Here is an 11,547-nt window from a genome sequence, read left to right as displayed (position 1 = left end):
AAATATTGTTGTTTGGCGATGATCACATCGGCACGCTGTTGAGTTCTCAAAACACCATCACACACCATCAACAAGCCCCACCCAGTGGTGGCGGCCCGATTCCGGGGCAACTTCTCTAACTTAATCCATCCGGCTCTTGGGCGTCAAATCCAACCCGCCACCGCCACAACCGTGACCAATGAGGATTTTCATCTCGCGCACTTGGCTCCAGACAAATCCATCAAACCCAAGCACCCGACCCGCACACTCATCTACCAACCAAACAGTCAGTGTGAGCGGCTCCTGCCGCGATGCCCTTCCGGGCTGACTCCGTAAACATTAGGCGACCGGAGAGTGTCGGGCAAATCGAGGGCGTGTGAACTGGCGCACGCTCGTCGGGGGCTGGTTTCGGCGTCAGCGCCTGGTGGTCACAGGCCGTTCTGCGAGCCGGCAACGATGCGTCGGTGGTCGGGCTCGAACCCGTGGCGCACTCCCCACAGAACAGCCTGACTCCGGCTCGTCACCCCGATCTTGCGGTAGCCCGTGCGGATGTAGCTCTTCACCGAGTTGATCGACAGGTGAGTCTGGGCTGCGATCTCGTTGTTGGACAGCCCCTGTGTGATGAGCGCGAGCACCTCGGCCTCACGAGGCGTGAGCCCCTCTTCGCGCCCGGGCCACTCACCGGCGATCGGCCCCGTACCCACTTCGGCGGAGACGATCGTCTCCCCGGCGTGGACCCGCTCCAGCGCTGCGACGAGTTCCGAGGCCGGGAGCGTCTTCGACAGGTAGCCCTTCACGCCGGCCTCCAGGCTGCGGCGCACAAGATCCGGTTGAAAGTTCCAGGTGTAGACCACGACGTCGCCAACGTTCGGGGCGCCGATGAGGTGCGACAGCGTGACCTCGTCACCGTGAGCCTGGCCGAACGTGTCGTACAGGACGATGTCGCACTGTTCGGCGACCTCCGGCTCCTGGGGCGTGGTGTCCAGTTCGACCACGACGACACGGTCCTTGTACCGCTCGAGCATCTTGACCAGGCCGTTGACCACCACTTCGTAGTCGTCGACGACGGCCAAGCGGATCGGGTTAGCGTTCTTCACCCCTTGAGGCTACGACCTCCACCCCCGCGGCGAACCCACCCCTGTGGGTGAGAAGCTGGTGAAGAGTTCCGCTTGCCAACGTGATTCGGCATTCCTACGAATCGGCTGACAACGGCGGCCACAGGCGTCGGGTGCAGCGGGTGGTCACGAGCGTCAGACAACGCCCGGATTGCCGCGGCCGGTCAGGACTTCGCGGCGCGAGCTCGAGCCAACCTGTCGGCCACCTGCATCGCACCGGGCTGGGGCGACTTCCCCCTTGCCACACGCTTTGCCGCGGACTGCATGCCCAGGTCGTAGAGCGGGCGTGCGTATCGCTTTGCCCCGTAGGCCACGCGCCCGTCGGGCTCGGTGAGGATGACGTGCTTGCCCGCCTTCATGCCTGCGAACGCAGCAGCGGCGACCTGCGCGGCCGAGCGCGGCGCCTCGTCGATGAGCTTCGTCGCGACCACCTCCATCTCCCGGTCAGCGCCCTCGAGGGAGCTCGCGAGGTTCGCGCGGAAGAACGAGGAACAGATGACGCTCACGTCGACGCCGAAGGGCGAGAGTTCGTGGGAGAGCGTCTCGCTCACCGCAACGACGGCGGCCTTCGTCGCGTTGTACGTGGCCATGGCCGGCGCGTGAACGAGGCCGGCCAGGGAGGCGGTGTTGACGATCTGGCCGCTGCGGCGCTCCTTCATCATCGGTGTGAACGTGTGGCACCCCCGCACGACACCCATGAGGTTGATGGCGAGCGCACGATCCCAGTCGGCCATGCCCGCGGCCTCGATGCGACCGCCGACGGCGATACCGGCGTTGTTGACGAGAAGGTCGAGGTGGCCCCAGTGCGACTGCACCCACGTACGAGCACCCGCCCAGTCGTCGTCACGGCGGACATCGAGGCGCAGGTAGTCGACACCGTTCGGCAAGAGGGAGGGGTCAACGCTCTCGTGGATGTCGGTGGCGAGCACTCGCGCGCCGTCAGCGGCGAGGAGCCTCACGAGTTCGAGACCGAGCCCCGAGGCGCCGCCCGTGACGAGGGCGCACGCGCCCGCGTAGTTGCGCATCTTCCGTCCGAAACCGATCATGCCCCCGACCGTACGGGCGCATCGCCTCCGTCGCTGTGCAAACCGGCATACTCGTGACCATGGCAGGCCACCGCATCTTCGACACCCCGTTCGCGAGCATCTACCCGCACTACGTCACGAAGGTGGAGCGCAAGGGGTGCAGCGTCGCCGAGCTGCACGAGGTCATCACGTGGCTCACGGGGTATGACGACGAGGGCATCCGCCGCGTCATCTACGACGGGGTGACGATGCAGGGCTTCTTCGACGAGGCCCCGGCGTTCAACACGAACGCGGAACTCATCACCGGCGTCATCTGCGGGCACCGGGTGGAGGAAATCGAGGACCCCCTCATGCAGCGGATCCGCTACCTCGACAAACTCGTCGACGAACTCGCCCGAGGGAAGCAGATGACCTCGATCCTTCGCGGCTGAACGTCAGCGGCGCAGTGCGTCGATCTCGAGGCGGACGTAGTCGAGCACGGGCTCGCTCATCGCCTCACGCACGGCCCGGGTGAACTCGCGGGCCTCGTCATCCGTCATGCCGTCGAGGTATCCACCGAGACAGATCGTGGCGAGGTAGCGCTCCATCGTGGCCGGATCGTCGATGCGCACGGGGCTGGGACGCAGTTCGACGCGCTCGACGTCGAAGCCGTGACGCCCCAGGCGCTCCTTCGTCTCCTGCGGCCCCACGAAGCCCTTCGGCTCGTTCGGCACGCCGCGAACTCGGGAAATGGCCGCCTCGACGATGGCGATGTTGCCCTCGGCGCCAGAGTCGGACGCGAGGCGGGCGCCGGGACGCATCACCTCGGCGAGATTCGCGAACAGCGCGTCGTGGTCGGCGATCCAGTGGAAGCAGGCCACGCTCATCACGGCGTCGAAGGAGTTTTCGAGGTCGAGCGGCTGCTCGAGGTCGCGCACGTGGAAGCTCGCACGCTCGGCTGGCCGATCGGCGAAGCGCTCGCGTGCCTGCTCCACCATCTGCGACGACCCGTCGATGCCGACGAGCTCGACGTCGGGGAACCGGCGCAGGAGCTCCTCGGCGTCGCGGCCCGTACCGCAGCCGGCATCGAGGACGCGCTCGGTGCCGGCGAGGTTCAGGCGCTCGATCGTGCGCTTGCCCCAGGCAACGTGCGGCAACGGCAGCTCGTCGTAGACCTTGGCGTTCCACTCTCGGGTCATCGGCTGCACCTTCCGTCGAAGTATCTTGACATCAAGATACTTGATTCGTTCTCATTCGAGAAGGGCTGCGATGTCCGCGCCGCTCAGGCGACCACCGCCGGCCCCTGCGTCGACGACGTCCTCGAAGAGCTTGCGCTTCTTCTCCTGCAGCTCGACGACCTTGTCCTCGATGGTTCCGGCGCTGACGTAGCGGTAGACCATGACCGGATTCGTCTGCCCGATGCGGTGGGCGCGATCGATGGCCTGATCCTCGGCGGCCGGGTTCCACCACGGGTCGAGGACGATGACGTAATCGGCCTCGGTGAGCGTGAGCCCGGTGCCGCCCGCCTTGAGCGAGATGAAGAACGCGTCGGCGTCGCCGTCCTTGAACTCGTCGACGACCTGCTGCCGGTTGCGGGTCGAGCCGTCGAGGTAGGCCGTGGAGACACCGGCATCCGCCGCGGCCTCACGCACGATGGTGAGGAAGTCGGTGAACTGGCTGAAGACGAGCGCACGATGCCCCTCGCCCGCGATGTCGGCGAGTTGCTGGACAACGGCCTCGACCTTGCGCGAGACGCTCCGCTCAGAGAACTCGTCATCGACGAGCGCCGGGTCGAGCGCGAGTCGGCGAAGGCGCGTGAGCGCAGCGAGAATCTCGACGCGGTTGGCGTCCGGATCCTTGAGCAACCCCATGACGCGCTGCTGCTCGCGGCGAAGGTGCCGCTTGTAGACACGCTCGTGCTGAGGCGACAGCGCGACATCGACCCGCTGGATCTGCTTCTCGGGAAGGTCGGGGGCCACGTCCTGCTTGCGCCGACGCAACATGAGCGGCCCAATGCGGCGGCGTAGCGCTGACAGGGCGTCGGTGACGACGTGCCCCTCGCCCTGCTCGATCGGCTTGCGGTAGCGCCGGATGAAGTCCTCCGGTCGGGGGAAGAGGCCCGGCGCGACAAGGTTGAACAGCGACCAGACATCCATGACGGAGTTCTCGAGCGGTGTGCCCGAGATGGCCAGGCCGAACGGCGCCCCGATCTTCTTGATGGCCTGGAACGTCTGCGACGTGTGGTTCTTGACCATCTGGGCTTCGTCGAGCACGAGGGCGCGCCACGAGCAGGCGTGGAAGTTGTCGGCATCGAGGCGGGCCACCGCATAGCTCGTCACGACGACATGGGCACGCTCGTCGCGGATCTCCTGGGCCACCTCCGTGCCGCGCTTCTTCGACGTGGCGTTGAGGACACTGACACGCAGCTTCGGCGTGAACTGCGCCGCCTCGCGTGCCCACACGCCGAGCACCGAGGTGGGCGCGATGACGAGGGCCGGAGCGTCGTCGAGTTCCCCTGCCGCGCGGGCCCGTTCGAGCATCGCCAGCGTCTGGATGGTCTTACCGAGGCCCATGTCGTCGGCCAAGACCCCGCCGAGACGCGCGTCCCACAGATTGGCGAGCCAGGCGTAGCCCTCGAGCTGGTAGGGCCGCAACGTGGCATCGAACGCCACCGGCGTCTCGACCGCCCGCGGGTTCCAGCCCTGCTTCGTCAGGCCCTCGACGGCCTCCTGCCATGCCGTGCGCTGCTGCTCGACAACCCCGAGCCCCACGAGCTGGTCCCACAGGCCGATGTCGTAGCGGCTGATCTGCAGCTTCTCCGAGGTCTTGTCGGTGAGCTCCTGGGCTTCCTCGAGAACGCGTGAGATGTCACGAAGCTGGGGCGAGTCGAGCCGGAAGTACGTGCCCGACGGCAGCATCATCGTCTCGTCGCCGCGGTGCAGCGCCTCGATGAGGTTGGGGTAGGGCACCTCCTGGCCGTCGACGCTGATGGTGATCTGCAGGTCGAGCCAGTCCGGCTTGTTGCCGGCCTCGTTGACGCCCACCTCGATGATGGGATCGTCCTCGGCCTCCTCGTAGACGGGCAGCTCACCCGCCATGACGACGTCGACACCGTCGACGGCCTTGAGTTCGGGAACGGCGTCGGCGAGCTTGACCGCCTCCATGCCGAGGAGCTCGGCCTTCGGCTTGACCCACAGATCGAAGCCGGGCACCGAACGTGTGAGGCGCAGACGCCCGAGGAGGACGGCGGCGCGGGCGATGACGGCGCTCTCGCTCGAGAACTGACGCCCACGACCCACCGGCGTCGACGTGACTCGCTTGTCGCCGTAGGTGAAGAACGTCTCGACCTCGACCTTGCCCACCGTCTTCGGCGTGACGACGAGGAGCAGACGCGGTTCGACCGGATCGCTCAGGGTGTTCGTGACGTCACTGATGCTTGTGTGACGACGCAGGCGGGGCAGGAACTCGCTCTCGAACTCGGGGATCTCGTCCTCGGGAATCTCGATGACGTCGCCCAACAGGAGCGGTTGGAGCACCGAGTGCGGCGTCTCGTGGAACGGTACGAGCCGCAGGCTGCCGCGGTCGAGCACGGCGACGCCGTGAGCCGGCTCGCCGATGAGGATGGCCGTACCGAACTCGGGTTCGAGGTCGACGCCGACGACGTCGGCCGTCAGGACGAGCCCGGCCTCGCTGCGGTGGATGCCGAGCGTGACCTCCGCGGGCTCGGCGAGCGTGACGCCCTCACCGGGCGTGGCCGCGAGCATGAGCGTGATGCCGGCGTCGGCCACCTCGCGAAGCCCCGGCCAGACGCCCGGGCCGAGTTCGTCGAGGTAGACCGTCTGACCGCTGCCGACCTGGGGCTTGTGCGCCGCGACGAAGCGCTTGAGCACTTCCTGCTGATGCTCTTCGGCCTCGGAGATACCCGCGCTACTGCGCACGTCGACCCACGTCGCCGTGCGCGACCAGCGCCCGGTGCGCATGAGCTTCGTCGGCTTGAGCTCGAGGCGCTGCACTGGCGTCGAGTCCGACATCGACGTGGGCCGAGCCTTGGCCTCGAACTGCAGACCGAGCTGGGCGCGCCACGAACTGCTCGTGGGACTCTCGACCCGCTTCTCCACCCGCTCGGGCTCCGAGGGTCCGAGGGATTCCGACAACCGTGCCCGCCAGGACGCGGTGGCCACGCCGCTGCCGCCGAAGAGGGGCACGACGTTGGACTGGGCGCTCGAACGTGCGGGGGTGCGCGAGACCGAACCCTTGCTCACGCCGTCGGTAATCGCACGGCGCGCCGCGATGATGGCGGCGACGGCGTGCTTGCACTCGGTGGCGACAGGGCACGTGCACCGCGAAACCCACAGCGGCTCACCGTTGGCCGCCTCGCCCTTGTGCGTGACGAGGCACTGGTACGGGGCGAGCCCGTTGCCGGTGACGGTACCCATGAGCACCCGCCCACGGTCCGCCGTGGCCAGCGCGACGACCTTGCCGCCGATGGCATAGTCGAGGCCCCGGCTGAACGCACCCTCCCCGACGACAGCCGCCAGACCGACATCGGTGCTCGACAGCACCCACGTGGCCTCGTCCGGCTCGAACTTCATCGTCACGTGCGCGAGGTTAACGCAGCCCACCGACAACGCCGGAGCTCCGCCCGTGCGAGGTGCGGACCGGGACCGAGGTACCCACCTCGCAACCCGCCTACGATGAGCTTGTGAGCCGCGAGCGTCAGCCCATCACGCCCCCGACGATCATCCTGCGCACGCCTGCCCCGACCGACGACCTCGACGCGGAACGTGCGTGTCTCTCCCCCGACGAGCTTCACCACGCGAACACGCTGCGCGACGGCGAGACCCACCGCATGTTCGTCGCCCGCCGGGCCCTGCTGCGCACCGAACTGGCTGCGCGTCTCGGCGGGTCTCCGGCCGAGATCGTCATCGACCACCGTCCGTGTGTGCAGTGCGGCGGCCCGCACGGACGGCCCTATCCGCGTGCAGCCGATCTGCATTTCTCGGTGACCAGCGTGCGTGGCCCGCGTCCCGTCGTCGCGCTCGCCCTCGCCGAACGTCCCGTCGGGTTCGACCTCGAGGAGGTGGCCGAGCTCGACGTGGTCCGCGACGTGGCGACGCAGCTGCACCTGCGCGAGCGGGCTGCCGTCACCGCAGCGCTCGAGACGTCCTCGAGGGCGGCGTGCAGCGTCTTCACCGAGATCTGGACGCGCAAGGAGGCGCTCCTGAAGGGAACGGGCGAGGGCATCACGGTGCCGCTGGACCGCGACGACGTCAGCGACGTGCGTGCCCGCCCGATCCCCGGGTGGACGGTGGCGATGTGGGAGACCGATCGCCCCGACGTCGTCGGGGCATGGGCTCTCAGCGATTGAGCCGGCTCAGCCCCACCCGAGTTCGTGCAAGCGGTGGTCGTCGATGCCGAAGTAGTGGCCGATTTCGTGCAGTAACGTGACGCGGATCTGCTCGACGACTTCCTCCCGCGTCCTCGAGAGTCGCTGAATCGGACCGGAGAACAGGTAGATGCGATCGGGCAAGCTGCCCCATCCATAGCCATCTCCGCGGTCAGGCAACGCGACGCCCACGTACAGACCGAGCAGCTCCCCACCGTCGACGTCGGCGAGCTGCTCGGGCGTGGGCTCGTCCTCGACCTGGAAAACGACGTTGTCGAGGCGGTCGAGGAACTGCGTCGGCACCGCGTCGAGCGCGTCACCGACGGCGTCCTCGAACTCCTGGCGCGACAACCACACAGGGTCAGGACTCACGCAGGCTGCTGACGATGTCCTTGGCCAGCTTCTGTGCCCGCTCGGCCGTGCCGGAGCTGACAGTGATGTTGCGGTACGAGCCCTTGCCGTCCGGCACGTAGAGCGCCACGCCGCGGACGGTGGTCTCGGCTACCGGCAGGCTGTACTCGTACTGCACACCCTGTCCGAGCGGCGTCTCGATCTCCCTGAAGGAGACGGGCTTTCCGCCGATCTGGTCGAACGACGAGTCGAGTTGGCCCTTCGTGGGCTTCACGGGGATGGCGACCTTCGTGACGTTCGCGTTGTCGGCGAAGTTCGACGTGCCGGACAGATCGATGACGACGATGTCGGCCTGGGTCTCGAACTGCTTGACCATCTGCTCGGGCGTGAGCCCGGACTTCTTCGCGAGCGGTTCGATGTTGTTCTTCGAGCGCGGGTTGTCGAGAAGCGACGCCTCGACCTTCTGCCAGCCCGACGGCACGCCGAAGCTCATCCCGGCGTCAGGAGCCGTGACGAGCTTTGTGCCGGCCGGCAGAGCGGCGTTGCCCGCATCGCTCGACGAGGCACTCGAGGAGGAAGTCGGGGACGAGCTCGACGAGGACGATTCGGACGAGGTGTACGACTCCGTCGCGGACGATTCGCTCGACGACGACTCCGACGGCGAACTCTCGCTCGTCGAACTGGAGCTCTGCGACGAGGAACTGCTCGTCGAGGTGCCCTCCGCACCGAACGTGCCGCACCCGGCGAGCACCGTGGTGAGCGCGAGCCCTGCCGTGACCACCCTGAGCGACTTCATGACGAACCCCTCCCGAACACTGCCGACTGTGAGGCTCACACTAGCGCGGCAGGACGACAGGACGACCCGTGGAGGGATCCTCGAGAACCACACACTCGATGCCGTACAGACGCTTCGCCAGCTCGGCGGTGAGAACCTCCGCCGCCGCGCCCTGCGCGACGATCTTCCCCTCGGACATCGCGACGAGACGATCGGCGTAACGCGCCGCGAGGAACAGGTCGTGCAGCACCATGACGACGGTCGTGCCACGCTCGGCGTTGCGGCGCCGCACGACGTCGAGCAACTCCACCGCGTGACCGATGTCGAGGAAGCTCGTCGGCTCGTCGAGCAGCAGGATGTCCGTGTCCTGAGCGAGTGCGAGCGCGAGCCACACCCGCTGACGCTGACCGCCGGAGAGCTCCTCGACCGGTCGCTCGGCGAGGTCGTCCACGCCGGTGACGCGCATCGCCTCGGCGACCACCTCGTCGTCCTCGGGGCCGCCGCGCCCGAGCAACCCGAGGTGCGGGGTGCGTCCCTGGCGCACCAGTTCGGCGACACTCATCCCCTCGGGAGCCAGGGGATTCTGGGGCAGGAGCGCCACCTTCTTCGCGACGTCACGCGTCGGCTCGGACGCGACGTCGGCGTCGTCGAGCAGCACCCGCCCGGACGCCGGCGTCATGAGTCGGGTGAGGCCCGCGAACAGCGTCGACTTGCCGCAGCCGTTGGCACCGATGAGGACGGTGACCTTCCCGTCCGGCACGTCGAGCGAAACGTCACGGACGACATCCGGGCCGGCGTTGCGCCCCGACCCGTAGCGCAGCACGAGTTCTTCGGTGCGAAGCCGGGTCATGGCGTTCCTTTCGATCGTCCTCGCTGCGATGCGACGAGGAGCCAGGCGAGCACGGGCGCGCCGGCGAGTCCGGTGATGACGCCGACGGGCAGCTTGCCGCCGCCGGGGATGAGGTAGGCGCCGACGTAGTCGCCGGCAATCGTGATGCTCGCTCCGACGAGAGCCGCAGCGACGATGCTCGTGCGCCCCATGAGACGACGGGCGATCGGGCCGGCGAGCAGGGCGACGAAGGCGACCGGGCCACAGACGCTCGTCGCGACGGCGATGCCGAGCACGACGCCGACGAAGACGAAGGCTCGTGTGGCGCCGTCGGGAACGCCGAGGCCGACGGCGAGCGGTCGACCGAGTTCGAGCACGCGCAGGCGATGAGCCAGGAGGGCGAGCACGACGAGCATCGGAAGCCCGATACCCGCGAGCCGTGCGATCTCGGGCCACGTGACGTCCGAGACCGAACCGGCGAGCCACACCATCGCGTCCTGCGCCTGGAAGGCGTTGGACTTGAGCAGGATCCACTGGATCACCGACTGCAGACCCGCAGCCATCGCGATACCGACGAGGATCATGCGCGCCGTCTGCCCCTTGGCGAGAGCCAGGATGACGCCGGAGACGGCGAAGCCGCCCAGCACGGCGACGAAGAGGATCGGCCAACCGGACCATCCGAGCAACGTCACACAGAACACGGCCGCTGTACTCGAGCCGAGCGAGATGCCGAGGACGTCAGGGCTCGCGAGTGGGTTACGCACGAGCGACTGCATCGCCGCACCTGCCGCGCCGAAGAGCGCCCCACCGACGAGGGCTGCCACGGCCCGCGGCAGCTTCGACTCCATGAGGACGTAGTTCGCGCCGCTCACGTCGATCTGCTCACCGAGGACGATGCGCACGGCATCGGTGATGGTGAAGGTGAAGTCGCCGAGGAGAACCCGGACGAGGAAGATCGCCAGAGTCGCGACGATCAGTGCGCCGAGGGCGACGAGGCGGCGCCGTTTGCGCGGATCGGTGTCGACGCGCGACCGCTCGAGAGTCGTCGGGGACATCTGCGTCGCGGAGGGAGAAGTCGATGTCGTCTCGTTCACAGCGATCGCATCCTCGCGACGACCCACAGCAGGGCCGGGCAGCCGAGGACGGCCGTCATGATGCCGACCTGCACTTCGCCGGGCGGGGAGACGACGCGGCCGAGCGTGTCGGCGAGCAGAACGAGGCTGGCCCCGACGAAGGCTGACGCGGGGAGAAGCACGCGGTACGACGTCCCGATGAGGGGACGCAGGAGGTGGGGCGCGACGAGCCCGACGAAACCGATCGGCCCCGCGACGGCCACGGCCCCTGCCGCGAGTGCCACTGCAGCACCGCCGATGACGAAGCGCAGCTTCTCGGGCTTCTCGCCGAGGCCGCGCGCCACGGAATCGCCCATGGCGAGGATGTCGAGGCGCCGTCCCGCGACGAGCAGAACGCCGAAGCCGAGCGCGAGCAACGGCAGCACCGGAACGATGTCGCCGATCTCGCGACCGGCGACCGAGCCGACCTGCCAGAAGCGGTAGACGTCGAGCGACTTGCCGTCGGCGATGAGCAGTGCCGACCCGGCGGAGGTCGCGCCGGCGGTGAACACCATGCCGGCAAGCGCCCTCGACAGCGGGCTGTTGCCCGATCCGCCGAACCCGCGTGAGGCCGCCGTCGCGAGCGCCGTCACGGCCACCGCGGCGAGCGCGGCGCCGACGAGCGCGAAACCGATGTAGCCGAGAAGCGAGTTGATGCCGAACCACGTGATGCCCGCGACGACGAGCAGTGATGCCCCCGCGTTGATGCCGAGAATGCCCGGGTCGGCGAGAGGGTTGCGAGTGATGCCCTGCATCGCGGCACCCGACATCGCGACAGCCGCCCCGATGAGGATGCCGACGACCGTACGGTCGCCGCGTGCAGACAGGAGCGCGCCGAGGTCACCCGAGGTGAGCGCCGTGGCCCCGACGAGCAGGGACACGACGACGGCGACCGCGAGGAGCGCGGGCAGCACGAGGCCACCGGCGACGAGCCGCGATCGGCTCGGTGCCTGCGCGTCAGGGCGTGACGTGGTGGATGACATCGGCATCGAGGCT

At 68.1% G+C, this 11,547-nt stretch carries 11 protein-coding genes; 2 read left to right on the top strand and 9 right to left on the bottom strand.

Going from position 1 to position 11,547, the window contains the following annotated elements:
• Nucleotides 1-407: 407 nt before the first annotated feature.
• Together AA983_RS05525 and AA983_RS05520 are read right to left on the bottom strand one after the other, a co-directional pair.
• Nucleotides 408-1,076, bottom strand: a complete 669-nt coding sequence (locus tag AA983_RS05525) for a response regulator transcription factor (RefSeq protein WP_047311021.1) — start codon at nucleotides 1,074-1,076, stop codon at nucleotides 408-410.
• 182 nt (nucleotides 1,077-1,258) lie between these two features.
• On the bottom strand, nucleotides 1,259-2,140 hold the full coding sequence (locus tag AA983_RS05520) for an SDR family NAD(P)-dependent oxidoreductase (protein ID WP_197078947.1): 882 nt from the start codon (nucleotides 2,138-2,140) through the stop codon (nucleotides 1,259-1,261).
• 59 nt (nucleotides 2,141-2,199) lie between these two features.
• Between AA983_RS05520 and AA983_RS05515 the strand changes: the two genes are divergently transcribed.
• Nucleotides 2,200-2,550 carry a DUF2200 domain-containing protein gene (locus AA983_RS05515; protein WP_047311020.1) on the top strand — a complete coding sequence of 117 codons (351 nt, stop codon included), beginning with the start codon at nucleotides 2,200-2,202 and terminating at the stop codon, nucleotides 2,548-2,550.
• 3 nt (nucleotides 2,551-2,553) lie between these two features.
• Here AA983_RS05515 and AA983_RS05510 read toward each other — a convergent pair whose 3' ends face one another.
• Together AA983_RS05510 and AA983_RS05505 are read right to left on the bottom strand one after the other, a co-directional pair.
• A complete protein-coding gene (locus tag AA983_RS05510; protein ID WP_047311019.1) occupies nucleotides 2,554-3,297 on the bottom strand; it encodes a trans-aconitate 2-methyltransferase in 744 nt (247 codons plus the stop codon).
• Nucleotides 3,298-3,348: 51 nt separating this feature from the next.
• On the bottom strand, nucleotides 3,349-6,690 hold the full coding sequence (locus tag AA983_RS05505) for a DEAD/DEAH box helicase (RefSeq protein ID WP_047311018.1): 3,342 nt from the start codon (nucleotides 6,688-6,690) through the stop codon (nucleotides 3,349-3,351).
• A gap of 110 nt (nucleotides 6,691-6,800) precedes the next feature.
• Here AA983_RS05505 and AA983_RS05500 point away from each other — a divergent pair, with 110 nt between their 5' ends.
• A complete protein-coding gene (locus AA983_RS05500) occupies nucleotides 6,801-7,466 on the top strand; it encodes a 4'-phosphopantetheinyl transferase superfamily protein (RefSeq protein ID WP_052946891.1) in 666 nt (221 codons plus the stop codon).
• A gap of 6 nt (nucleotides 7,467-7,472) precedes the next feature.
• On the opposite strand, the gene AA983_RS05495 is transcribed toward AA983_RS05500, so the two are convergent.
• Genes AA983_RS05495 through AA983_RS05475 form a run of 5 tightly spaced genes read right to left on the bottom strand, consistent with a single transcriptional unit; the run spans nucleotide 7,473 to nucleotide 11,534 of the window.
• On the bottom strand, nucleotides 7,473-7,856 hold the full coding sequence (locus AA983_RS05495) for a metallopeptidase family protein (RefSeq protein WP_231579528.1): 384 nt from the start codon (nucleotides 7,854-7,856) through the stop codon (nucleotides 7,473-7,475).
• On the bottom strand, nucleotides 7,846-8,631 hold the full coding sequence (locus tag AA983_RS05490; RefSeq protein ID WP_156170193.1) for a hypothetical protein: 786 nt from the start codon (nucleotides 8,629-8,631) through the stop codon (nucleotides 7,846-7,848). The genes AA983_RS05495 and AA983_RS05490 overlap by 11 nt, the downstream gene beginning before the upstream one ends.
• 40 nt (nucleotides 8,632-8,671) lie before the next feature.
• Nucleotides 8,672-9,460 (bottom strand): ABC transporter ATP-binding protein, encoded by a 789-nt coding sequence (locus tag AA983_RS05485; RefSeq protein WP_052946890.1) that lies wholly within the window; start codon nucleotides 9,458-9,460, stop codon nucleotides 8,672-8,674.
• Nucleotides 9,457-10,533, bottom strand: a complete 1,077-nt coding sequence (locus AA983_RS05480; protein WP_231579527.1) for an iron chelate uptake ABC transporter family permease subunit — start codon at nucleotides 10,531-10,533, stop codon at nucleotides 9,457-9,459. The genes AA983_RS05485 and AA983_RS05480 overlap by 4 nt, the downstream gene beginning before the upstream one ends.
• Nucleotides 10,530-11,534 carry an iron ABC transporter permease gene (locus AA983_RS05475; protein ID WP_047311015.1) on the bottom strand — a complete coding sequence of 335 codons (1,005 nt, stop codon included), beginning with the start codon at nucleotides 11,532-11,534 and terminating at the stop codon, nucleotides 10,530-10,532. Before AA983_RS05475 ends, AA983_RS05480 begins: the two co-directional genes overlap by 4 nt.
• Nucleotides 11,535-11,547 lie beyond the last annotated feature (13 nt).

Origin of the sequence: Dermacoccus sp. PE3 (genome assembly GCF_001021715.1) — a bacterium.
GTDB lineage: Bacteria > Actinomycetota > Actinomycetes > Actinomycetales > Dermatophilaceae > Dermacoccus > Dermacoccus abyssi.
The sequence above is the reverse complement of the archived record's forward strand: the minus strand, read 5'-3'. Positions and strand labels throughout refer to the sequence as shown.

Excerpts from the sequence above, each read along its gene's own strand:
- AA983_RS05485 (WP_052946890.1), bottom strand. The coding sequence starts at position 9,460 with ATGACCCGGCTTCGCACCGAAGAACTCGTGCTGCGCTACGGGTCGGGG.
- AA983_RS05475 (WP_047311015.1), bottom strand. The coding sequence starts at position 11,534 with ATGTCATCCACCACGTCACGCCCTGACGCGCAGGCACCGAGCCGATCG.
- AA983_RS05515 (WP_047311020.1), top strand. The coding sequence starts at position 2,200 with ATGGCAGGCCACCGCATCTTCGACACCCCGTTCGCGAGCATCTACCCG.
- AA983_RS05490 (WP_156170193.1), bottom strand. The coding sequence starts at position 8,631 with ATGAAGTCGCTCAGGGTGGTCACGGCAGGGCTCGCGCTCACCACGGTG.
- AA983_RS05505 (WP_047311018.1), bottom strand. The coding sequence starts at position 6,690 with ATGAAGTTCGAGCCGGACGAGGCCACGTGGGTGCTGTCGAGCACCGAT.
- AA983_RS05520 (WP_197078947.1), bottom strand. The coding sequence starts at position 2,140 with ATGATCGGTTTCGGACGGAAGATGCGCAACTACGCGGGCGCGTGCGCC.
- AA983_RS05510 (WP_047311019.1), bottom strand. The coding sequence starts at position 3,297 with ATGACCCGAGAGTGGAACGCCAAGGTCTACGACGAGCTGCCGTTGCCG.